Below are 22,554 nucleotides of genomic sequence, written 5' to 3'. Positions count from 1 at the left end.
CGTTACAGGTCTACCACCGTCACGCCGGCCGTCTCCCGGGCCCCGGCCGCGCCCCGTTCCGAGACCGTGCCGACCAGCCCGATGTGCCCGCCCGCCCCCGCCGACACGGCGAGGTCCAGCAGGGCGCGCAACTGCCGTCCGTCCAGGTCGCGGTCGAAGCCGTCGGCCAGCACGGTGAGCGTCTGCAGGGCCGTCGGCACCTCCCCCGCGGCGTCCAGCGCCAGCACCCCGGGGCCGACGAGCAGCACCAACGCATGGGCGAGATAGCGCAGTTCGCTGTCACCGAGCCGGCCGAGGGGTGTGGCGCGCCCCTCGTCGCGGCCGACGGTCGCGCGCAGCAGCCCGTTCGCCAGCTTCTCGGCGCCCAGCGCCGTGACCGGCCGCGCGAAGCCGACGCGTGCCGCCGCGACCAGCCGGGCATGGCGTCGCGCGCACCGCGTGCGCGCGCGTTCCAGCACGGCGGCGAGGTTGTCGCAGCTCCGGCGAAGCCGGTCGTCGTCCGCCGGGACCGGGGCACGCATCCGCGACGGCCGCGGTTCGCAGGGGAAGACCGATCTGAGGGCGACGACCGTCTGTTCCGCCGCGGCCAGGACCCGCAGCTGTCCCTCGGTCCCGCCCGCCACCCGCAGCGGCAGCAGGGCCGTTCCGAGCCGGTCGTCGGGCAGCGGCGCGCGCGTGACCGGGACCGTGCCGGCCGTGTGCCAGGCCGCCTGGACCGCCGAGCGGCCCGGGTCGCGCAACGCGGTGGTGAGCAGTGTCTCGCCGCCGCCGGTGAGGCGTTCACCGACGATACGGAGGGTGGGCTCCGCCTGGACGGCGACGTCGAGCCGCACCGGTCCCGCCGGTCCGTCCGTGGTGCAGCCGATGCGGAACCCCCGCCGGCCCTGCGGATCGGCCGCCGACCGCTCCGGCACGCAGGCCGCCGGGTCCGGGAACACCTGGTCGAGCCGCTCCCCGCCGCCCAGCCGGGCCAGCGCCTCGTACGCGCGCAGCACGCTGGACTTGCCGCTGCCGCCGGGGCCGGTGAAGAGCGTGACCGGGCCGATGGGGAAGGTCGCGCCTCGGTGCGAGGCGAAGGCGGACAGTCGCAGCTCGGTGACCACCGGTCCGGCGGAGCGCACGAATCCGGTGGGCCGGACCGGCCCCAGGGGACGGAGAGGGCCGGTGGCACGGCGCACGGGTCCCGCGAGGCGGGCGGATGCCCTGAGACCGGCGGCCCCGACGACCCCGGCGGGACGCGAGGCGCTCGCGCCCGCGTCCGGCCCCGCACCCCCGGCGCGGTCACCGGCGCCGGCGGTCGCGCTCCCCCCACCGGCCCCCGCCGCCGCGTCGGACGCGCCGGCCCCGTCAACGCCATGACCGCCTCCGCCGCCGTCAACGCCACGACCGCCCCGGTCGCCGTCGAGGCCGCGGTCGCCGTCGTCGTCGCCGTCAAGGCCGCGCCCCTCGGCGACGCCGTCCCGGAAGCCGGAGCTCGCCGCGCCCGGCGCTCCCGGGGCGGCGGCGGCACACGGGGCGTCGTGCCGGGGCGTGTCACCGGCGGCCCGGACGCCGCAGGCTCCGTGGGCGCTCCCGGCGGCAGCGGCGGCGGGCATCGGCGTACCGGAGGGGACCGGCGGGGCGGCGGCCCCCGGGCGGAGTGCAGTCATGGGCGGACGGTACGCAGACCGTCAAAAGGAGAACCGTTCCGCCTGCTCGGCCTTCCCACGATCGGGTTACATCGCACGCGGCAACCTCGCACGGTCGCTCATCGCTCGATCGGGTAAGGCCCCTCCCCCGCCCGCCCCCTGTCCGCCCGCCCGTCGCGGCATCCGTCCGCACGGGGCGCGACCCACGCCCGGCGCCCTCTCCCGCGCCCGGCCTGCGGCAGGCGGCGGGCAGCACGCGGCCCGACGGAGCGGCGGGCAGCGGCTACCGGCCGGGGAGGCCCGGCCGGACGGCGGTCACGAACCGGGGAGGCCCGCCGCCGTGACGCCCTCGACCTCCATGCCGGCCGGTGACAGCAGGAAGACGTTCCGGTCGACCCGGTGCATCCCGCTGCCGAGACCGAAGACGACTCCGCTGGTGAAGTCCAGGATGCGCTTGGCCACATCCGCGTCGGCGCTGGTCAGGTCGAGCAGCACCGGAACCTGCCCGACCAGGTACTCCGCCACCTCGCGGGCGTCCGCGAACACCTGGACCCGGATCACCACGAGGCGCCGCTGCTCGGCCTCCGCGGGCTCGTCGGGGACCGTCCGGTGGTCGACCCGCGAGGGCCACTCGTTGCGACTGCGCAGAGGCACGACCTGGGCAAGCCCCTCCCACTGCTCGTCCGTGACGTCGTCGTACCTGTCATACCTGCTCACCGGACCACCCCGTCTGTGCTTCGGTCGGCGTTGCGCCCGCTGCGCTCGCTGTTCATCGGGCAATTCTCTCGTCCCTCACCCGTTCGGCGTACTACCGACACGGTTCAGGGGCCGATCGACTCCACCGCCGGAGCCTCCTGAGCCGGGTCGCCGACGCCGCCGGGGCCCGGACCCGCGTCCGCCGGGCCCGGGGCCGCGTTCATGTCGACCGGGGTGAAACGTACCGGAAGCCGGACCAGAGCGCGGTGGAACGGGCCCGGACGCCACATCAGTCCCTCGACCGGCACGCTCAGTCCGATGTCGCACAGCTGACTGGTGAGCTGCTCGATCGCGGTCATCGTGATGAGCAGCGCCGGCTGCTTCGCAGGGCAGCGGTGCGGACCGGCCGACCAGGCCAGGTGGGCGCTGGAACCGGAACGGGCGGCGGGGCCCGGGAGGCCGGATTCCTCCGACTGCGCGTTGGCGGCGGCGTAGGAGACCAGGATCAGCTGCCCGGCGCGCAGCCGGACGCCGTGGAACTCCGTGTCGTGGCGGGGGTAGTGGGCCGACAGGTTGGCCAGCGGCGGGTCGTGCCAGAGGACCTCGTCGATCGCCTCGTGCGCGGTCATCGCGCCGCCGTGCAGCGAGCCCGCGTAGCGGGCGTCGGTGAGCATGTGGAGCAGGGCGTTGCCGATCAGATTGGTCGTCGGGTCGTGGCCGGCGCTCATGAGCAGGGTGATCTGGCGCACGGTCTCGTCGTTGTCGAGGCCCGCCGGATGGGCGAGCAGATAGGAGGTCAGGTCGCGGCCCGGCCGGGCGCGCCGGGCGGCGACCAGATCGGTGACGACCCGCACGAGGTCGGCGTACGCGGTGGCGGCGTTCTCGGCGGAGTTGAACATGCCGGCGATGCCGTTGACGACGCGTTCGCCGTCGTCCGGCGAGACGCCGAACCAGGTGACGAAGACGTGCAGCGGGAGCCGTCGGGCGTACTGGGCGATCAGGTCGGCGCTGCCGGTGGCGGCGAAGCCGCCGATCAGCCGCCGGGCGACCCGGGCGACCTCGGCCCGCAGGATGTGCGGCTCGATCAGGGCGAGGCCGTCGTTGATGGCCTCGCGGTAGCGGGCGTGGACGGCGCCGTCGCTGAACAGCGCGGTGGGGCGGTAGCCGAGCATCGGCAGGACCGGGGAGTCCTCGGGGACGGTGGCCTGCCAGGCGCGCGGGTCCTTGGTGAAGGTGTGGGTGTCGCGCAGCAGGTCGACGGCGGCCTGGTAGTCGGTGACCAGGAGGGCGTCGATGCCGGGGGCGATCCGGACGGGGGCGAGGGGGCCGTGCGCGCGCAACCGCCGGTAGTGGCCCCGCGGGTCGGCGGCGAAGTCCGGGCCGTAGAGCGCGAGCGGCCGCGGCGGCCGGGCGAACGGTGTCATGACGGGTCCTCGGGCCGGGGCAGCCTGGTCAGCACGTGCTCGGCGAGCGCGATCAGCGCGTCGATGCTGCCGCGGCGTTCGCGGGCGTCGCACTGCACCAGCGGGGTCTCGGGGGCGAGATCGAGGTGCTTGCGCAGCACCTCGTCGCTGTGGGCGGGGGCGTCGGGGAAGCGGTTGACGGCGACGGCGTACGGCAGTCCCTGCTCCTCGACCATGTCCATGACCGCGAAGGAGTCCGCGAGCCGACGCGTGTCGACGAGCACCAGGGCGCCGAGCGCGCCGCGCGCGATGTCCTCCCAGAGCGGGAAGAACCGCTGCTGGCCGGGGGTGCCGAACAGATAGAGCACCAGGTCGTCGAGAACGGTGAGCCGGCCGAAGTCGACGGCCACGGTGGTGGTCGTCTTGTCCGGCAGCCCCGCGGTGTCGTCGAACGGGGTGCTGGACTGGGTCATCGCCTCTTCGGTGTGGAGCGTGGCGATCTCCGACAGCGTGCGGATCAGCGTGGTCTTGCCCACGCCGAACGGGCCCGTGACGACGATCTTCATCAGGGTCCTGGCGGCGGACGGCAGGTAGCCGACGCCGCCGCGGTCAGTGGAGGGAGCGGAGTCCAACGAGCAGCCTCTCGACGAGCGACCGGTCGATCTCCCCGGCACTGGGGATGGGCGGTCGGGTGTGCAGATGTCCGGCGGCCGCGAGGTCCGTGGCCAGGAAGACGGTGGCGCTGACCGGCAGTTCCAGGTGGGCGGCGCATTCGACGACGGTGAGCGCGCCCGGTTCGAGCAGCTCGCACAGCCGGCGCTGCTCGGATCCGGTCTCCGGGGGCAGCTCGGTGTCGGTGCGCACGAGTACGGCGAGCCGGTCGAGCGGGGGCCCGGCGGGCCGGGTGCGGCCGCCGGTGACCAGGTAGGCGGGGATCAGGCGACGTCCTCGACCGGCGGTCATGGCCGGTCGGCGGTGTCCGGTCGGCGGGCGGGCGCGTTCATCGCCCGGGTCAGGGCGGTGACCTGCACCTGCATCTGATAGGCGATGTCGCCGAGTTTGGCCCCGGGCTCCGCGAAGAGGGCCAGGGTGGTGTTGTTCCCCGCCGGCACGACGATGGCGAAGCCCAGGTCGGACTCGACGACCGTCTGCGCCAGGCGCGGGGACTCGACGTCGGTGAAGGCCGTGGTGAACGCGCGGGCCGCGGCGTGCAGGGTGGCGGTCATGGCGGCGACCCGCTCGCCCGAGGCGCGGTCCAGGCCGGGCGACGCGCCCTCGACGAGGCCGTCACCGGTGGCGACCACGGCGTGCTGGACTCCGGGGAGTTCCAGCAGGGGGGTCAGCACCCATGCGAGGTCACCGGAGGTCGGGGTGGGGGCGCTCACGTCTTGTCTCCTTGGTCGTCCTGGTGGTTCTGGCGGCCGGGGCCGTCATGGCGGGCGGGGCGGCCGGGTGCGTCCGGCGCCGGTGCGGCGGCGGACGGCCCTGCCGATCCCCTGCCGTTGAGGGTGCCCTGCTGGAGTGCCGCCCAGGAAGCCCCCGCCTGCTCCGGTGTACGGGACACCGGCTCGCGGTCCGCGGCGGCGCCCGCCGGGGAGCGGGTCGGGGCGGGGCGGGGCGACCGCCGGCGGCGGGTGGGGAGCGCGATGGGCGGCTCCGCGGCGGAGGTCCCGGGCCCGGCGGACGCGGCGGCGAAGGGCGCCCGCTCGGCGGCGGGGGCGGCGGGCTCGGCGGGGGCGGTCCCGGACGCGGGCGCCGGGCCGGACGCCGGGGCGGCGCCCGCGGCCGGGCCGGCCTTCCGGACCGGCGCCGGGGCCAGCGCGGACAGGGTGTGGTCGTCCTCCAGGACGGTCAGCAGATGGGCCGGGACGCGCAGCATCGTGCGCATGCCGCCGAACGGCGACGCCTCGATGTGGCAGGCGAAGCCGTACTGCGCGACCAGCCGGCCCACGACGGCGAAGCCGGTCCGGGGCGGGTCGCCCAGCTCGGTCAGCAGCACCTCGGACCGGCCTGCCAGCAGCCCGCGGGCCCGCTCCAGCTGGTCGTCGTCCATGCCGATGCCGCCGTCGTCGACGACCAGGAAGGCCCCGCGCCCGCCGCTCTGCTGGACGGTCACCTGGACGTCCGTCGCGGGGTGCGAGTACGCCGTGGCGTTGGCCAGCAGTTCGGCGAGGGCGATGGCGAGCGGTTCGGCGGCCCGGGCGACGAGCGCGAGCCGTTCGTCCCGGAGGTGGTTGGCGACCTTGATCCGTTCGTAGCCGGCGACCCGGGACTGGGCGCCGAGCACGATCTCGACCAGCGGCGAGTTCTGGCGGGCCAGCCCCGGCCAGGCGTCGCAGAGCACGGCGGTGGCCTGGGTGCGGCGCAGGGCCAGTTCGTTGCGGAAGTCGAGTTGCAGGATCCGCGGGTCGTCGTACTCGTGCTGGAGTTCGTGGAGCAGCTGCTGGGACTGGTTGAGCAGGGACTGGATCTTCGCGGAGGTGCCGCGCATCGCGGCGCGGGCGGCGGCGTCGACGCGTCCGCGCTCCTCGACGACCGCGGTGCGGGCGGCCTGCACCGCCTCGGCGAGCAGCCGGGCCGCCTCGCCGTCGATCCCGGCCGGTTGCCGCAGCCCGGGGACGGGCGCGGTGGGGTGCGAGAGCGCCAGCGCGGCGGCGGGTATGCGCCGGCGGGCCAGCTGCCGGATCTCCTCGGTGAGGGCGGCGGCGCGGGCCTCGGCGGACTTCGCCTGCCGTTCGGCCAGCTCGGCGCGGGTCAGCGCCAGTTGCTCCGCGCGCGCCGTGTTCTGCGTGCGGACGGCCGCCGCCACGGCGACGGCGGCGGCGATCAACGCGACGATCCATCCCATGCCGTCACCACTCCTCCGTGGTCGGACCGGACTTCGGCCACCGGGGTCTTCGGCCGGGCCGGGCGCCCGGCCCGGTCCGGGCTGCGGCGGAAGCGGCGGCTCCGTTCATCGTTCCGCCGTGCCCGCCTCGTCGTGGGACCGCTCCGCCTCCTGGGCGACGACGGCCACGTCGGTCATGACCTGGAGCACGCCGGGCAGTTCGGAGCCGTCGAGCTGCCGGTACTCGCTGCCGATGGTCACCACCAGACGCTCCGGGAGCCCGAGTTCCGGGTAGCGTCCCTCGGCGATGACCCGGCGGGCCGCCTCGATCGCGGGGACGCCCGCGGCGTGGAAGGCGTGGGCGCGCTCGCGCACGTACTCCAGGTACACGATGTGGTCGCGCACCCCGGCGCGGTCCAGCACCGGTCCGTGTCCGGGCACCACGGTCTCGGCGCCGGTGGCGAGGACCCGCTCGCAGGCCGCGATCACGTTGTCGAGCGGGCCGGCCCAGTGCACCGGGTGGTCGCCGGGCCGGGCGGCGGTCGAGGAGAAGATGACGTCCCCGCTGAACACGGCGCTCTGCGCGGGCAGATGGACCAGCAGGTCGCCGGTGGTGTGGGCAGGGGCCAGCGAGGTGAGCCGGACCGGGTAGTCCCCCAGGGTCAGTTCGAGCTCGCCGGTGAAGTAGGTGGTCGGGCGCACGGGGTCGGCGTCCGACCAGTCGAACGGCCCGAAGTGGCGGGCGAGGTAGGCCCCGAGCGGGGACCCCCGGTCCCCGGAGGCGACGAGCGCGTGCTGCTGCTGCGGGGTGGGCTCGTAGTGGATGTGCTCGCGGGCCTCGCGGGTCGCGATGATCTCCGCGTCCGGGAGCACTCCGGCGCCCCAGAAGTGGTCCCCGTTCGCATGGGTGACGATCACCCGGTCGACGGAGACCCCGTCGGGCAGCCGCTTGGTCGACTCGGCCAGGAACTGACCGGCCAGCACCGTGTCGTACGGGGTGTCGATCCAGAGCGCGCCGCGGGGCGAGACGAGCAGGCCGCAGTTGGCCAGCCCCCAGCCCCGCTTCGGCGGCAGCCATGCGTACAGGCCCCGCCCGAGATCAACGACGTCTCCACCCGTGATCGACATGGACGCGATTATGCCGACCGAGATCCGGCCATGCGTTCGAAGTGAGTCATCAATGTGTTCCATTGGCGTGAAATCGATCACACCATCCCCCGACGGTGGCGGTCCGGTGACCCTGAGAGACCGACACCTCGCATCCCCGTACGGGACTTACCGGATGATTGATGCCAACTCCCCCGGAGCCCTCACGCATCGCGGCGAGGCACCGCCGCGCGGTCGTCAAACCCGGCGGCATCGATTACCCACCGAGCATGGCCGAAAACGGCCGTATCGACTCCTCCGGCGACGGGGCGGCCCTTAGGCCGTGTCTGACAAATAGCGCCGTCCGCCCGCAGGGCGGGGCGCGCGGCGTCCGGTGCGTGCAATCGCAAGGCGGAGGATCATCCTCGTACTGGACGTACTTGGATGACTCCGACAACGCGGCGAGTGCGCGTGCCGGGCGTCGCGCGCCAGGCGGGATTTGTCAGACACGGCCTAGGCGGTCGACGCCCTCGCCGGGGACCGGGACGCTCCCCGACCGGCCGGGGACGCGCGGAGGGCTCCGGGCCGCGCGGAGGGCTCCGGAGCCGTCCGGAACACTCCGCGCGACGCCCGGGCGCGGTTCAGCGGACCTGACCGCGCTCGAAGTACGCGACCAGCTCCGGGTCCAGGGCCGGCACCTCGTAGGGCGCCCCGCCCTCGCGCAGGGACCGGGTCGCGAGCACCCCGGCGGCCACGCTCATCCGCGCGGCGACCGGCGAGGTGTCGGTGACCCCGCCCTCGCGCGCGAACCGGCAGAACTCCTCCATGATCCGGGTGTCGCCGCCGCCGTGCGAACCGCCCGCGTCCGGCACCCGGTAGGTGATGTCGGCGTCGCGGCGGTAGCCGCTGGGGCCGGAGTTCCACACCCTGACCTCGTCGCCCGGGCCGTCCCCGAAGTTCTCCAGCCGGCCCTCGGTGCCGATGACGGTGTAGTTCCGCCAGTAGTCGGGGGTGAAGTGGCACTGCTGGTAGGCGGCCACGACGCCGTTGTCGAGCTGCATGTTCATCACCGAGACGTCCTCGACGTCCACGATGTGGTGCAGGTCCTTGCGGGCCGTCGGCGGCCAGTCGAACTCGCGCAGCCAGTTCGCCGGACGAGGGGTGTCCGGCTCGCGGCGCGGCAGGTCGCCGTAGACCAGGAGGTCGCCGAGCGCGTTGACGCGGCGGGTGTAGCCGCCCGCCAGCCAGTGCAGGACGTCGATGTCGTGGGCGGCCTTCTGGAGCAGCAGGCCGGTGGTGCGGGTCCGGTCGGCGTGCCAGTCCTTGAAGTAGTAGTCGCCGCCGTAGCCGACGAAGTGCCGCACCCAGACGGCCTTGGGCTCCCCGATGTCCCCCCGGGCGATGATGTCGCGCATGAGCCGCACGACGCCCATGTGGCGCATGTTGTGTCCGACGTACAGCCGGGTGCCGGTCTCGTAGGCCGTGCGCAGGATGGTGTCGCAGCTCTCGACGGTGATGCCGAGCGGCTTCTCGACGAAGACGGCCTTCCCGGCGCGGAGCACGTCCACGGCGATGGCCTCGTGGGTGTCGTCGGGGGTGGCGACGATGATCGCGTCGAGGTCGTCGCGGTCGAGGAGCTGCCGGTAGTCCTCGACGGCGACGTCGGCGCCGAAGCGCTCGGCCTCCCGCCGTCGCACCTCGGGGTCGAGATCGCAGACGGCGGTGATCGCCGACCCCTCTCCGGGATGGTGGGCGGACGTCGCGATGGAGCGGCGCAGGCCGAGCCCGATGACGCCGAGTCGCAGGTCTGACACGGTGGTCCCTTCTCTCTGTGCTGGTGGTGCGGGCGGTTCCGTACGGAACGGGGCGCGGTCCGTTCCGTACGGGACGGGGTGCGGGCGGGGCTACTTCCCGGCGAGCGACGCCTCGTACTCGGCGCGCATCCGGTCGCCGCCGCCGGAGCGCCAGGTGCGCAGCTCCTCCTTGAAGGCGGAGAGCGGCTTGCGGCCCGCGATGATGTCCTTCTGGACGTCGCTCATGGCCGTGGTGAGCGAGGCGCCCTTGCGGGTGTACGTGTCGGAGAAGTGGCCGCTGACCGGGCTCGACTGGCTGATCTTGAGCAGTTCCTGCTGCCAGCCGTGGATCCGGCGGGCCAGGTCCGCCTTGCCCGGCAGGTAGATGTACTCGGGGCCGGCGGCCAGGAAGGCCAGCGGCATGGCGGTGGTGACCGCCTCGGCCTCGCCCTTGGCGGTGAGCTCGATGTCGCCGGCCGAGGTGCGGGTGAAGTGCGTGCCCTCGACGCCGTTGTCGAGGAAGAGCCGCTCCTCGGTGCCGAACGGCGCGGCCAGGTAATCGAGCACGCCGAGCAGCATCTCGACCCGCTTGGCGTCGGCCTTCTTGCTGATGGCGGTGTAGCCGACCGAGCCGTAGCCCATGGTGTACCGCGGCTTCGCCCCGGCCCTGGCGGCGAACGGGACGACGACGCCGAACGGGAAGTCGTACGTCTTGGCGTCCACCAGGAAGCTGGGGAAGGACTGCACATAGGCGCCCAGCGAGCCCTGCGCCATCTTCTCCATGGTGGTGGAGAGGTTGGGGTCGGGCCAGAAGAGTCCGGCCTTGGCCACCTTGACGCCGAAGGCGAGCGCCTCCTGGTACTCCTCGGTCTCGTACATGTGGGTGAGCTTGCCGCCCTCCAGCCGCCAGCCGGCGGGGGCGCCGAACCACTGGCCGAACATGCCGACGTGGTTCACGTACGCCGGTTCCAGGACGTACTTGTTGCGCTTGGCGTCGAGGAGCTCCTTGCCCTTGGCGAGGAAGTCCTCGGCGCTGGTGAACTCGGCGCCGCCGACCGGCTTCCAGAAGTCCTGGTTGACGACGTACACCTGGCCCATGGAGCCGTAGGCGACGGTGACGCCGCGGATCTTGCCGTTGATCACGGCGGTCTTCCACGCGGTGGTCGGCAGGTTCGCCAGGTTGGGGTACTTCTTGACCGCGTCGCCGGACAGATGGGGCGTCAGGTCGTGGAACTTCGCGTCGAGCAGCTCGGGGACCCGCTGGATGCCCTGGTTCGGCGGGAACCAGACCAGGTCCGGGATGTCGCCGCTGGCCATCATGGCGTTGAACTTGGTGAGGTAGGCGTCGACGCCCTGGTCGACGACGATCGTCATGTCGAACCGCGCCCCCAGCCGCTTGTTCAGCTCCTGCCAGTAGGCGTTCTTGGCCTGCGGCGGGGCGGGGGTGGTGAACGTCTCGGTGAGGGCGGTGATGCGGCTGCCGTCGCCGGGCGCCTTGGGCACCGACCTGGTCAGCTGCTTGGGGTAACGCAGATAGGTGGCGTCCAGTCCGGCGGCGTTGCCCGCGAGGTCGGCGGGGGCGGTCCGGGCGGGGACGTACGCAGGGAGCTTCAGCCTGGCCGACGCCTTGGCCCCGCCCTTGCTGACGGTGGCGCCGCTGCCGCACGCGGACAGGGAGGTCAGACCGGCCGCGGTGAGGCCGGCGATCCCGGCCGCGCCCATGAAGCCGCGCCTGGACAGGTTGGTGGACATGGAGTGCTCCTAGGAGGTGTGCGAAGTACGGGGCGGCGGGGGCGCGGGCCGGGCGGGCGGGCCTCCGGAGGGGCGGCCCGCCGGTCCGTCGTGCGCGGCCGGCCCCGCGGGGTCGTCGGCGCGCGGGCGGATCAGCCCTTGATCGCCCCGGTGAGGACGCCCTTGACGAAGAACTTCTGCAGGAAGGGGTAGACGCAGAGGATGGGCACGATGGCGATGATCAGCACGGCCATCTGCAGGGAGGTCGCGGGCGGCGTCGCGTGGACCCCCATGGCCTGCGCGTTGATGCTCTGGCCGTTGAGGACGTAGCTGCGCAGGATCACCTGGATGGGGAACTTGCTGGAGTCGTTGAGGTAGAGCACCGCGTTGAAGAAGCTGTTCCAGTACCCGACCGCGTAGAACAGCCCGACCACCGCGAGGACCGCCTTGGACAGCGGCATCACGATCCGCACGAGGACCGTCAGTTCGCCCGCGCCGTCGATCCGCGCCGCGTCGTACAGCTCCTCGGGAATGCTCTGGAAGAACGAGCGCACCACCACGATGTTGAACGCGTTGAGCAGCACCGGGAGGATCAGCGCGGCGTAGGTGTCGAGCATCTTGAACTGCTGGACGGCCAGGTACGTGGGGATGATGCCCGGGGCGAAGAGGAACGTGCCGAGGACCAGCAGCAGGATCGGCTTGCCGAGGACGGTGCCGGGCCGCGAGGTGCCGTAGGCGATCATCACCGTGCAGGCCAGGCTCAGCGCCGTGCCGATCAGCGTGATGCAGATGGAGACCAGCGCGGCCTGGGTGACGACGCCGCCGGACAGGATGACCCGGTACGCCTCCAGCGTCGGGTGCTTGGGCACCAGGACGTATCCGCCGTTGGCGTTGAGCTCCTCGCGCCCGGCGAGGCTGGTGCCGACGGCGAGGACGAACGGGTAGAGCACGATCACGGTCAGGACGACCAGGGCGGCGGCCTTCGCGCCCTGCCCGTACCAGTGCGGCCGCTCCATCCACGGCGGCCGCCCGGACGAGGCTCGGCGGCGGCCGCCGTCGCGGGGGCCGGGGCGGGCGCCGCGCAGCCGTGCGGCGAGGGTCTGACTGCTCATCGGTACACTCCCTGCTCGCCGAAGCGGTGGGCGAGCTTGTTGGCGGCGAGGATCAGGGCGAAGCCGATGACGCCCTTCATGAGACCCGCGGCCGTGCTCATCCCCCAGTCGCCGTCGATGACGCCGTGGAAGTAGACATAGGTGTCCATCACCTCGGACGCGTCCGGGCCGACGGCGTCGCGCTGCAGGATGATCTGCTCGAAGCCGACCGAGAGGATGTCGCCGAGCCGGAGGATCAGCAGCATGAGGATCACCGGCCGGATGCCCGGCAGGGTGATGTGCCAGATCCGCCGGAGCCAGCCGGCGCCGTCCATGGCGGCGGACTCGTACTGGCCGGTGTCGATCGAGGCGATGGACGCCAGGAAGATGATCGTGCCCCAGCCGCAGTCCTTCCAGATGGCCTGGGTGGTGATCAGCAGCTTGAAGGTGTCGGGGTTGGTCATCACGTTGCCGATGGTGATGCCGTGCTCCATCAGGAACGTGGTGACCGAGCCGGCGCCTCCGAGCACCTGCTTGAACATCGCGACCACGACGACCCACGACAGGAAGTGCGGCAGGTACACCACGGTCTGGATGAACCGCTTGATCTTCTCGCTGATCAGCGAGTTGAGCAGCAGGGCCAGGGCGATCGGCGCCGGGAAGTAGAGCAGCAGCTGGATCGCGGTGATCTGGAGGGTGTTGGAGACCGCGCTCCAGAAGTCCGGTTCGGCGAGCAGCGCGGTGAAGTTCGCGAGGCCGACGAACGGGCTCTCCTTGAATCCCAGGAACGGCTGGTAGTCCTGGAAGGCGATGACGTTGCCCGCGAGCGGGAGATAGAAGAAGAGCAGGAAGTACAGGACCCCCGGCAGGCAGAGCAGCAGCAGCGTCTTGTCCCGCCGGAGACGGCGCCGGAGCGGCTGCCGTGTCCGTATGCCTCCGCGCTTCTTCCCGGCGGGGCCGCCGTCCGCGTCGTCGGGGTCATGGGGCCGCGGCACGGGAGACCGCACGGCCGAGACCGGCGCATCCGCCGTCGTCACAGGCACCTCCAGGGCTGTTGGAGCGAGGGAGTGTCCCGCAGGCACGGAGGCGGCCCGCACCACCGCGGGTGCGACCGGCGCCCCTTCGCGGCGACAGCCACATAGTTCACGACGCCGCACCCCGATGGCAAGAGTTGTTCATTTCGCAGTGGTAACGAACATCTATTGACACAGAAAAAGTTTCTACGAGACTCACACGCTCCCCGGGCTACCGCCCATGACCCGACATAGGGCGCAGAAGAGGCACCCGAAGGGCTCGCGCATGCCCCGGAGGGCGCACGGACGAGCAGCTCGGAGGCTTACCAGGGCGACACCGCACGCTTGCTGATGCGTCAACAGATACTTCAAACGACATCCGCACGCAGCCGTCCTGGCCGACACCACCCTCTTCGTCCGCATCGCCCCCTTCCGCCGGTTCCGTCGCGCCGCGCACGGGCGCGTCGCGCGGGCGCCCGTCCGCGCATGCGAACGGCGGGCCGCTCCCTCTCGGGTGACGGCCCGCCGTCGGGGCGAGCGGTCCGGTTCAGACGGCGACGACGGTGACCCCCGCCTCAGCGAAGCGGGCCTCGGCCTCCGGCGCGATCCCCTTGTCGGTGACGAGGAAGTCGACCTGCCCGAGGTCGCAGACCCGGGCGAAGGCCCGCTTGCCGATCTTCGAGGAGTCGGCCGCCACCACCACGCGCTGCGCCTGCTGCGCGAGCAGCCGGTTGATGCTGGCCTCGCCCTCGTGGTGGACATAGGCGCCGCGCTCGATGTCGATCGCGTTGACCCCCAGCACGGCGACGTCCAGGGTGATCTCCCGCAGCACACCGCTGGCCAGCGGTCCCGTCAGCTCGTACGACTGCGGCCTGGCCACGCCGCCGGTCACCACGATCTTGATCTGCGGCCGGATCACCAACTCATGGGCGATGTTGAGGGCGTTGGTGACCACGGTCAGGGCGGGCTGGCCACCCATCCCCGCCGCCGCCGTGTCGCCGACGACGTCGGAGCGCACCGCCAGCGAACGGGCCACCTCGGTCAGGGTCGTGCCGCCGGTCAGCCCCACCACCTCGCCCACCGCCACCAGTTCGGAGACGGCGCGGCCGATGGCCTGCTTCTCGGGGGCGTGCCGGCCGGCCTTGTAGCGCAGCGCGAGTTCGTAACTCACCCCGTGCGCGACCGCGCCGCCGCGGGTGCGCGTCAGCAGCTGCTGCTCGGCCAGCTGGTCCAGGTCACGGCGGATGGTCGCCGCCGAGACGTCCAGCGTGGTGGCGGCGTCCTCGACCTCGACCCGGCCGTTCTTACCGACGAGTTCCAGCAGCGCGTTCCACCGGGCTTCCCTGGACAAGAGAACTCTCCTCACGAGCCGGGCTTCGGGCACCCATCCCCTTGGGTACGGTCACCGGACACGCGCAAGCGTCGCACAAGGCACTGTCCAGTCAAGCATCCTGCAAGAAGCATGCTTGATAATGCTCATACCGCATGTATAACGTGCGCAAACGAGCATCCACTACGAAAGTTCGGAGTGCATAAAGTGTCATTTGTCGAGATCGAGACAGCCAGCCAGCCGGAGTGCTGGCGCCGTGCCGCCGATCTGGCGGGGACCCGGGCGGCCGCTCTGCCCGCCGCCGGTGAGCGCATCGCGGTCGTCGGCTGCGGCACCTCGTTCTACATGGCGCAGGCGTACGCCGCGCTCCGCGAGGAGTCCGGGCAGGGCGAGTCCGACGCCTTCGCCGCCTCGGAGTTCCCCTTCGGCCGGGGCTACGACCGGGTCGTCGCGCTCACCCGCTCGGGCACCACGACCGAGGTGCTGGAGCTGCTCGGCCGCCTCGGCGGCGCCACCCGTACGGTGGCCATCACCGCCGACCCCGACACCCCGGTCATGTCCGCCGCCGACGACGTCGTCGTCCTGGACTTCGCGGACGAGAAGTCGGTGGTGCAGACCCGGTTCGCCACCACCGCGCTCACCCTGCTCCGCGCCCATCTCGGGCTGCACACCGACGCCGTGGTGCGGGACGCGGAGACCGCGCTGGCGGAGCCGCTGCCCGAAGGGCTGCTGGACTGCACCCAGTTCACCTTCCTCGGCCGGGGCTGGACGGTGGGTCTCGCCAACGAGGCCGCGCTGAAGATGAAGGAGGCGTCGCTCTCCTGGACCGAGTCGTACCCGGCGATGGAGTACCGCCACGGTCCCATCAGCATCGCCACCGACACCACCGCGACCTGGATGTTCGGCACCGCGCCCGAGGGTCTGCCGGAGCAGCTGCGCGCGACCGGCGCCCGCTGGGTGGAGAGCGGCCTGGACCCGCTGGCGGATCTGGTGCGCGTGCAGCGCCTGGCGGTCGCCCGCGCCGAGGCCCGTGGCCTGGACCCGGACAGCCCGCGCCACCTGACCCGCTCGGTCGTGCTCACGGATGCCTGACCGGCCGGTGGCCGTCGTCGAGCGCACGTTCGGCGTCCCGCGCCCGCACACGCGGGAGGCCACCCGAGAAACCCCTCGCGAACCGCCCTGCCCGGGCGTTCGCGAGGGGTTTCTCGCCATGCCCGCGCACCGGCCCCCGGACGCGCGGGCGGACGACGGCGTCGGGGTGCTCGTGCTCTCCGGGTCCAGCGGGCGCGTCGAGGACGAGCGGTGCCGGCTCCTCGCCCGGGAGGGCATGACCGCGCTGTCCTTCCGCTGGTTCGGCGGATCGGGGCAGCCGCCGGGCGTCTGCGAGGTGCCGCTGGAGACCTTCGGCCCCGCGATCGAGGCGCTCCGCGCGCACGGCGCCCGGCGGATCGGCGTCCTCGGCGTGTCCAAGGGCGCGGAGGCCGCCCTGCACCTGTCCGTGCTGCTGCCCGGGATCGACGTCGTGGTGGCGGTCTCGCCCACCTCGCTGACCTGGGCCAACGTCGGCCCCGGCGCCGACGGCCGGGACCGGCCGTACCGCTCCTCGTGGACCTGGCGGGGCCGGCCGCTGCCGTTCGTCCCGTACGACGACTCCTGGGCCCCGGTCCCCGCGCCGCCACCGGGCGGCCCCGTCGCCATCCGGGGCTGGTACGAGCGCAGCCGTCGCACGTACGCCGACCTCGCCGGGGCGGCGGCGATCGCCGTGCAGAAGTCGCCGGCCGACCTGGTGCTCGTCGCCGGCGGGGACGACGCGATGTGGCCCTCACTGCCCTACGCGGAGGAACTGGCCGCCCGGCGCGCGGCCGCCGGCCTGCCCGTACGGCTGATCGGCGCCCGCGACGCCGGCCACCGCCCGCGCTTCCCCGGCGAGGGCCCGGCGCCCGAGTCCCCGCACTTCCTCTACGGGGGCTCGCCGGCCGCGGACGCGGCGCTGGGCGCCAAGGCGTGGCCGCTGGTGCTCGACGCGCTCCGCGGGGCGTGAGCGGCCGGGCGGCGTCGGACCGGTCACGCCGGGCCCGGGGTCCCGGCGGGGGCCGGGCCCGGTCCCGACGGTGCTCCGGCTGCCCGCCCGGACCCGACGGGCCGGGGGCCGGGCGGGGTTCAGGCCCGGGCGCCCCGTTCCGGCGTCCGGTGGGCGCTCGGGCCGGCCCGAAGGATCAGGATTCCTCGAAGTAGACGTCGAGCACCGCGTCGAGCCGCTCCGCCCACTGCTTGAGGTCGCCCCTGGCGGGCGCCTCGACCTCGGCGTTGAACCACCGGTTGGCCTCGACGTGGACCGTGACGGTGAACCGGCGGCCGAACCGGGGGGTCTTCACCTCGACCGCGCCGATCTCGTCCCAGTCGAACTCGGCCTCCTGGTCGTCCAGCCGGAACCGGACGCCCTCGTGGTCCGCGGTGATCGCCCCGCGGCGGTCGCTCACCTCGAACACCGGGCCGTCCTGCGGCCGTCGGTCCTTCTCCTCCTTCCCCTCGGCCTCCGGGGCCGCGTCGTCGGGGGCCTCCTCGTCGCCCGCCGCCGCGTCGGCCGGGGGCGCGTCGTCGACGGCGACCGCGGCGGGCGCCGGGTCCTGGGCCGGGTCCTGTTCCCCTTGCCCCGCGCCCGGTTCGGGCGTGCCGGCGGTGCGGGGCGCCGTGAGGCCGGGGATGTACGCCGGGTCCGTCCCCGCGGCGTACCCGGGCTGAGTGTTCGGATCTATGCGCTGCTCCACGGCGGGCAGTATGGCCGACGAACCTGTACGAGACCAGCGGCCCCCGCCCCGGGACCCCCGTACGCCCCGGCGGCTCCCCCGGATGCCGGGCCCCGGCGGGGGCCCGGGGCCGGTCTCAGCGCGCGCCGTCCGCCGGAGCTCCGGTCACCAGGTCCAGCGGAAGCGCCTCGACGTGGTGACCGTCGCGGCCGGTCATGGAGTGCGCGCCGGTGAGCACGTTGAGCACCGCCTCCTCCACCGATTCGACCACCGCGGCGTAGAAGGGGTCCATCCGCCCCCACGGGACGAAGCGCATCGACTCGTACGGGGCGCTGCCGTCGTTCTCGGGGAACGTGCTGGTCAGCGCGGACGGGTTGGCGGTGGAGAAGGCCAGGAAGAGGTCCCCGGAGAAGTGGCTGCCGGTGGTCCCGGTGCGGGCCAGGCCGAGCGTCACCCGGCGCGCGAGGGCCTTGCACTGCCCCGGCAGCAGCGGCGCGTCGGTCGCCACCACCACGATCACCGAACCCGCGCCGGGCGGCGCCTGGCGCTCCCCGCCGTCCGCCGGAGCCCGGGCGGGAGCCGTCGCCGGATCGGGCAGCGAGCGCCCCACCGGGTTCCCGGCCACCACCAGTTCGCGCCGGGCGCCGAAGTTCGCCTGCACGAACGCGCCGACGGTGTAGCGGTCCTCGCCGTGGCGGACCACCCGCGAGGCGGTCCCCGAACCGCCCTTGAATCCGTAGCAGCGCATGCCGGTTCCGCCGCCGACGCACCCCTCCGCCACCGGGCCGGAGACCGCCGCGTCGATCGCGGCCGCCGCGTGGTGCGGGCCCACCGCGGAACCGTGGATGTCGTTGAGGTGGCCGTCCCAGGTCTCCGTCACCACCGGCAGCAGCCATTCCGGCGCCATGTCCAGGCGGTTGGCCCGCACCCACTCGACGACGCCCCGGTGCACCGGGCCCACCGCGTAGGTGTTGGTGACGACCACCGGGACGGCGAGCTGTCCCGTCTCCTCGATCCAGGCCGTACCGGTCATCTCGCCGTTGCCGTTGAAGGAGTGCCAGCCCGCCGCGCAGGGGACGCCCACGCCGTCCCGGCCGCGCGGCAGGATCGCGGTCACCCCGGTGCGCACGTCCTCGCCCTCGATCAGGGTGACGTACCCGACCTCGACCCCCGGGACGTCCGTGATCGCGTTCCAGGGGCCCGGCTCGCCGGTCAGCGAAATGCCCGCCTCGCGCGCCCGCATGCGGCCCTCGTTCTCCTGACGTGGATTCATGTGATCAGGTGTCATGGGAGCAGAGACTACGAGTCGTCCCCGCTCCCGGACGAGAGTCCGGCCGCCGTCCCCCGGGCATCGGGCCCGACGGCCGCCCCCGCCCGAGAGGGCGCGCGACCGCCGCCGGGCGGGCCGGGGAACGCCGGCCGCCGCGCCCGTCCGCCGGTCCGGCCGCAGAACCGCGCGGACCCCGCCCGGGGGCTCCCCTCAGAGCGTCCCGTTCTCGATGACGATCGCGGTCGCCAGCAGGCCGTCGGCGACCAGCCAGCGGCCCCGCAGCTCCCGGGGCACCGCCGCGGTCCCGGCCGGGCCGGCGGCCGCCGTCTCCGGCAGGGCGTCCGCCCGGATCGCCGACTCCGCCTCGGAGACGAGGAGTTCCGCGAGGAACGTGCCGTCCGGACGGAGCACGATGTCGGCCTGTTCGAAGCCCAGCCAGCGTCGGGTGAGCGGGAACCACGCCTTGTAGACGCTCTCCTTGGCGCTGAACAGCAGCCGGTCCCAGCAGACGCCGGGGTGCGCGCCGCGCAGCTCGCGGTCGCGCTGCCGCTCCGTCACCAGCCCGATGGTCTCCAGCACGTCCTCGGGCAGCGCGGCGTGCGGTTCGGCGTCCATGCCGATGGTGAGGACGTCCGCCCGGCGCGCCACCGCGGCGGCCCGGTATCCGGCGCAGTGGGTCATGCTCCCGACCGTCCCGGCCGGCCACAGCGGCGCGCCGCGCTCGCCCTTGAGGATGGGCGCCGGGGCCACACCGAGGGCGCCGAGCGCGCGTCGGGCGCAGTGCCGCACGGTGCCGAACTCCCGGCGCCGCACCTCCACGCTGTTGCGGATCAGCTCCTCCTCGGCGGGGAAGAGCGCGACCTCGGGCGGATCGGAGAACGCCTCCTCCACGACCACCCGGGACGGCAGGATTCTCTCGATCACGGTCTCCCCCTCATCCTCATCCACCGCGCCGCCGGAGGGCCCACCGCCCGTCCGCCCGGCGCCGGTTCCGGCGCTTCCCCTCCAGCTGGACACGAGGCCGTGTCCGTCGGACGTCGGGCCGTGTCCCGCAAAGCCTACGGGCTGCCCGCCCGTCCCCGGCGGGCTTCCCGGGACACGGCCCGGGGCCTCGGGGCGCGGCGCGGTCCCCGGGCGCACGGCCCGGCACCGGCGGGTCCGCGAGAGGAAACCATTCTGTTGACGCCCGCCGCGCACCCGGGCCGGCCGCCGGAGACCCTTGGCTCGGCTTCCGGCCCGCAGGTCATCCCGGGGTTCGTCGCGGGGCGGGCACCCGGGCCGCCGGGGCCCGGCCCGCCTCCGGCGGCCGTTCGCGCGCCGCCGCCGCGATCCCCGTCGTCACCCATACGGGTGTACATCCCCCGCGGTGGCCGTGAAGGGCCGCTCAGGGCCCCAAGATATTCAGTGTCCGCGAATTCTTCGCGCACACCGCTTAACAGGAGGTTGGAAATTGCATCGTTTCGGGGCCGCAGCCGTGCTCGCCGCCGCGGGGGCGCTTTCCGTATGCGCGCCGGGGGCTTATGCCGACTCGGGCAGCGGTGACGTCGTCGTCTTCCGTACCGAGGTCTCTCCGGTCACGGTGTACGAGAATCCCGCGGGCTGCCGGAAGCTCCCGGCCGATTCCCATGTCCTGGTGAATCGGAGCGACCGCCCGGTGACGGTGTACGGGGACCCGTTCTGCCTCACCCCCGGGCTGGTCGTGCAGCCCGGGCACGGCGCGCATGTCGCGCCCGGCAGCGGCAGCTTCTCCGTCTGATGGGGGAAGCGCCCTACGGGGGCCCGGTGGGCGCCGCGGCGCGGCTGCCCCGGCAGACGCCGTCGCCGGGGGCGGACGACCGGCCCGCCGAGCTGGTGGTCGTCGGGCTGGGACACGTCGGGCTGCCGCTCGCCCGCGCCGCCTGCGCCGCGGGGGTCCGGACCGTCGGAATGGACGTCGCCGCCCCGGTGGTGTCCGGTCTGGAAGCCGGGCGTTCGCACGTCGGCGGGGTCTCGGACGAGGAGGTCGCGGGGATGCTGGAGCGCGGCTTCCGCGCCACGGCCGACCCCGCCGTCCTGCGCGGCGCGCGCACGGTGGTGATCTGCGTGCCCACCGGGCTCACCCCGGACGGCGGTCCGGACCTCTCCGCGATCGAGGCGGCCACCGCGGAGGTGGCCCGCGCCCTCGCCCCCGGGACCCTGGTGGTCCTGGAGTCGACGAGCCATCCGGGCACCACGGACGGCATCGTCAAACCGCTGCTGGAGAAAGGGAGCGGGCTGGTCGCGGGCCGGGATTTCCCACTCGCATATTCCCCTCAGCGCATCGATCCCGGCAATCGGGAATGGGGGGTGGAGAACACGCCGAAAATCATCGGCGGGCACACTCCGGAATGCGCGAGACGCGCGGTCTCCTTCTATTCCGCATTTGTCCGCCATCTCGTCCTGGCGAAAGGCGTGCGAGAGGCGGAGATGGCCAAGCTCCTGGAGAACACCTATCGCTATGTCAATATCGCTCTGATCGACGAGGTGGCGCTCTACTGCCACCGCGCCGGAATCGACGTCTGGGACGTTCTGCACTGCGCCGGGACGAAACCCTTCGGCTTCGGCCGCTTCACGCCCGGGCCGGGGGTGGGCGGTCACTGCATCCCCGTGGATCCGCGCTATCTCGCCGTCGAGGCCGAGCGTCAGGGCTTCTCCTTCCGGCTGCTCGACGCCGCGCGGGACGTGCTCGACGCGATGCCGGGACATGTCGCCGGGCGGGCGCTGGAGCTGCTCGACGCGCACGGCGTCAAGGCCGAGGGGGCGCGGGTGCTGCTCCTGGGCGTCACCTACAAACCGGACGTGGCCGACACCCGCGAGACGCCGGCCCGGGCCGTCGCGGCCCGGCTGCTGGAGGCCGGGGCCCAGGTGAGCTACCACGACCCGTACGTGGCGGACTTCCCGGTGCACGGCGACTCGCTGCCCCGGGCGACCGACCTGGAGGCGGCGCTGGACACGGCCGACCTCGTCGTCCTCCTCCAACCCCATTCCTGCTACGCCCCGCACACACTGGGCCGCTGCGGCCGCCCCGTGCTCGACACCCGGGGGACGCTCGTCGGACGGCACATCACCCCGCTCTGAGCGGGCCCCGCCGCCCTCGCGTCCTCACCCCCGCGCCTCGTCGGCTCCCCGTTTTCCGTGCCCCGCCCGCGTACCGGGCGGTGGCCCCCGTGCTCGCACGCCGGTCCGGCGTGCGCGGCCGGGTTCCGTTCACCCCCGTCGCACGGGGGCTTCGGGGCCCGGTTCTTCACCGAGGCGTCGCGGCCTGCTCGTCGCGGCGTCGCGGATATCGAGAAACACCATGAGTAAGGAGCACATCATGAGCAATGCCCTGGCCAAGGACCGGCTGCGCAAGCGTTTCGCCCGCTGGGACGTGGACGGCAACGGCCTGCTGGAGCTGGAGGACTTCCGCCAGGAGGCCGCCCGCATCGTCAGCGGGTTCGACGCGGCGCCGGACTCCCCCGGGGCGCGGGCGCTGCACGACGCCTTCGAGGCCCTCTACACCCACCTCGCCGAGCAGTCCGGCGGCGACGCCCAGGCCGGCATCTCGGAGCAGGGCTTCCTGCAGGCCACCGAGCGGCTGCTGTTCACCGAGGGCGAGGCGGCGTTCAGCCGCGCCCTCGCGCCGGTGGTGAAGGCCCTCGTCACCCTCTCGGACAGCGACGGCAACGGGACCCTCGACGCCTCCGAGTTCGAGACGTGGCTGAGCGCGATCGGTCTGCCGCGTACCACCGCCGCGGAGGCCTTCCAGAAGATCGACGAGAACGGCGACGGGCAGCTGAGCGAGGACGAGCTGCTGCGTGTGGTGCGTGAGTACCACTACGGGCGTCTCGACGTCGAGCTGCTGGGCTGAGCACGGCACAAGGCCGGGGCCGTGGCCCGACACCCCCCGCCGGCCCCGCCCCCGCCCGGGCCGCGCAGCCC

Annotated in this window: 21 protein-coding genes; 5 read left to right on the top strand and 16 right to left on the bottom strand. The window is 73.5% G+C overall.

Translation table 11 applies throughout. The features are described 5' to 3' along the window. Positions 1-2 precede the first annotated feature (2 nt). The 13 genes from WA762_RS27615 to WA762_RS27555 all read right to left on the bottom strand — a co-directional run bounded on the left by WA762_RS27615 (position 3) and on the right by WA762_RS27555 (position 14,619). On the bottom strand, positions 3-1,178 hold the full coding sequence (locus WA762_RS27615) for an AAA family ATPase (RefSeq protein WP_443080694.1): 1,176 nt from the start codon (positions 1,176-1,178) through the stop codon (positions 3-5). A 765-nt stretch (positions 1,179-1,943) separates the two neighbouring features. Next, on the bottom strand, positions 1,944-2,345 hold the full coding sequence (locus WA762_RS27610; protein WP_335939220.1) for a cell division protein SepF: 402 nt from the start codon (positions 2,343-2,345) through the stop codon (positions 1,944-1,946). A 104-nt stretch (positions 2,346-2,449) separates the two neighbouring features. After that, entirely contained in the window at positions 2,450-3,748 is a 1,299-nt protein-coding gene (locus WA762_RS27605) for a cytochrome P450 (RefSeq protein ID WP_335939218.1), read from the bottom strand. After that, entirely contained in the window at positions 3,745-4,359 is a 615-nt protein-coding gene (locus WA762_RS27600; RefSeq protein WP_335939216.1) for a GTP-binding protein, read from the bottom strand. The genes WA762_RS27605 and WA762_RS27600 overlap by 4 nt, the downstream gene beginning before the upstream one ends. Next, complete coding sequence (locus WA762_RS27595) at positions 4,337-4,690, bottom strand: DUF742 domain-containing protein (protein WP_335939214.1); 354 nt, start codon at positions 4,688-4,690, stop codon at positions 4,337-4,339. The genes WA762_RS27600 and WA762_RS27595 overlap by 23 nt, the downstream gene beginning before the upstream one ends. Then, on the bottom strand, positions 4,687-5,112 hold the full coding sequence (locus WA762_RS27590; RefSeq protein WP_335939212.1) for a roadblock/LC7 domain-containing protein: 426 nt from the start codon (positions 5,110-5,112) through the stop codon (positions 4,687-4,689). Before WA762_RS27590 ends, WA762_RS27595 begins: the two co-directional genes overlap by 4 nt. After that, positions 5,109-6,575 (bottom strand): ATP-binding protein, encoded by a 1,467-nt coding sequence (locus WA762_RS27585; RefSeq protein ID WP_335939211.1) that lies wholly within the window; start codon positions 6,573-6,575, stop codon positions 5,109-5,111. Before WA762_RS27585 ends, WA762_RS27590 begins: the two co-directional genes overlap by 4 nt. Positions 6,576-6,680: 105 nt before the next feature. After that, positions 6,681-7,682, bottom strand: a complete 1,002-nt coding sequence (locus WA762_RS27580; RefSeq protein WP_335939209.1) for an MBL fold metallo-hydrolase — start codon at positions 7,680-7,682, stop codon at positions 6,681-6,683. A gap of 599 nt (positions 7,683-8,281) precedes the next feature. Beyond that, positions 8,282-9,454 (bottom strand): Gfo/Idh/MocA family protein, encoded by a 1,173-nt coding sequence (locus tag WA762_RS27575; RefSeq protein WP_335939208.1) that lies wholly within the window; start codon positions 9,452-9,454, stop codon positions 8,282-8,284. Positions 9,455-9,544: 90 nt separating this feature from the next. Then, complete coding sequence (locus WA762_RS27570; protein WP_335939206.1) at positions 9,545-11,185, bottom strand: type 2 periplasmic-binding domain-containing protein; 1,641 nt, start codon at positions 11,183-11,185, stop codon at positions 9,545-9,547. Positions 11,186-11,316: 131 nt separating this feature from the next. After that, positions 11,317-12,276 (bottom strand): carbohydrate ABC transporter permease, encoded by a 960-nt coding sequence (locus WA762_RS27565; protein WP_335939205.1) that lies wholly within the window; start codon positions 12,274-12,276, stop codon positions 11,317-11,319. Beyond that, complete coding sequence (locus WA762_RS27560) at positions 12,273-13,250, bottom strand: ABC transporter permease (RefSeq protein WP_335939259.1); 978 nt, start codon at positions 13,248-13,250, stop codon at positions 12,273-12,275. The genes WA762_RS27565 and WA762_RS27560 overlap by 4 nt, the downstream gene beginning before the upstream one ends. A 565-nt stretch (positions 13,251-13,815) precedes the next feature. After that, on the bottom strand, positions 13,816-14,619 hold the full coding sequence (locus WA762_RS27555; protein ID WP_335939204.1) for a DeoR/GlpR family DNA-binding transcription regulator: 804 nt from the start codon (positions 14,617-14,619) through the stop codon (positions 13,816-13,818). 186 nt (positions 14,620-14,805) lie between these two features. On the opposite strand from WA762_RS27555, the gene WA762_RS27550 reads away from it, so the two are divergent. Together WA762_RS27550 and WA762_RS27545 are read left to right on the top strand one after the other, a co-directional pair. After that, a complete protein-coding gene (locus WA762_RS27550) occupies positions 14,806-15,690 on the top strand; it encodes an SIS domain-containing protein (RefSeq protein ID WP_335939202.1) in 885 nt (294 codons plus the stop codon). A 118-nt stretch (positions 15,691-15,808) separates the two neighbouring features. After that, positions 15,809-16,639 carry an acyl-CoA thioester hydrolase/BAAT C-terminal domain-containing protein gene (locus WA762_RS27545; RefSeq protein WP_335939200.1) on the top strand — a complete coding sequence of 277 codons (831 nt, stop codon included), beginning with the start codon at positions 15,809-15,811 and terminating at the stop codon, positions 16,637-16,639. Between the two features lie 175 nt (positions 16,640-16,814). On the opposite strand, the gene WA762_RS27540 is transcribed toward WA762_RS27545, so the two are convergent. The 3 genes from WA762_RS27540 to WA762_RS27530 all read right to left on the bottom strand — a co-directional run bounded on the left by WA762_RS27540 (position 16,815) and on the right by WA762_RS27530 (position 19,539). Then, positions 16,815-17,366 carry a hypothetical protein gene (locus tag WA762_RS27540; protein WP_335939199.1) on the bottom strand — a complete coding sequence of 184 codons (552 nt, stop codon included), beginning with the start codon at positions 17,364-17,366 and terminating at the stop codon, positions 16,815-16,817. A gap of 115 nt (positions 17,367-17,481) precedes the next feature. Beyond that, positions 17,482-18,633, bottom strand: coding sequence for a DmpA family aminopeptidase (locus tag WA762_RS27535; RefSeq protein WP_443080691.1), 1,152 nt, complete (start codon positions 18,631-18,633; stop codon positions 17,482-17,484). Between the two features lie 192 nt (positions 18,634-18,825). Then, positions 18,826-19,539: a 4'-phosphopantetheinyl transferase family protein gene (locus WA762_RS27530; RefSeq protein ID WP_335939198.1), complete on the bottom strand. Its 714-nt coding sequence runs from the start codon at positions 19,537-19,539 to the stop codon at positions 18,826-18,828. 526 nt (positions 19,540-20,065) lie between these two features. Between WA762_RS27530 and WA762_RS27525 the strand changes: the two genes are divergently transcribed. The 3 genes from WA762_RS27525 (at position 20,066) to WA762_RS27515 (ending at position 22,483) form a co-directional block, all read left to right on the top strand. Next, complete coding sequence (locus WA762_RS27525) at positions 20,066-20,371, top strand: hypothetical protein (protein WP_335939196.1); 306 nt, start codon at positions 20,066-20,068, stop codon at positions 20,369-20,371. Beyond that, positions 20,371-21,711 (top strand): nucleotide sugar dehydrogenase, encoded by a 1,341-nt coding sequence (locus WA762_RS27520; protein WP_335939195.1) that lies wholly within the window; start codon positions 20,371-20,373, stop codon positions 21,709-21,711. Before WA762_RS27525 ends, WA762_RS27520 begins: the two co-directional genes overlap by 1 nt. A 238-nt stretch (positions 21,712-21,949) precedes the next feature. Further along, complete coding sequence (locus WA762_RS27515) at positions 21,950-22,483, top strand: EF-hand domain-containing protein (RefSeq protein ID WP_335939193.1); 534 nt, start codon at positions 21,950-21,952, stop codon at positions 22,481-22,483. Positions 22,484-22,554: the final 71 nt, after the last annotated feature.

It is taken from the genome of Streptomyces tyrfis (assembly GCF_037034285.1).
Taxonomy (GTDB): domain Bacteria; phylum Actinomycetota; class Actinomycetes; order Streptomycetales; family Streptomycetaceae; genus Streptomyces.
The sequence above is the reverse complement of the archived record's forward strand: the minus strand, read 5'-3'. Positions and strand labels throughout refer to the sequence as shown.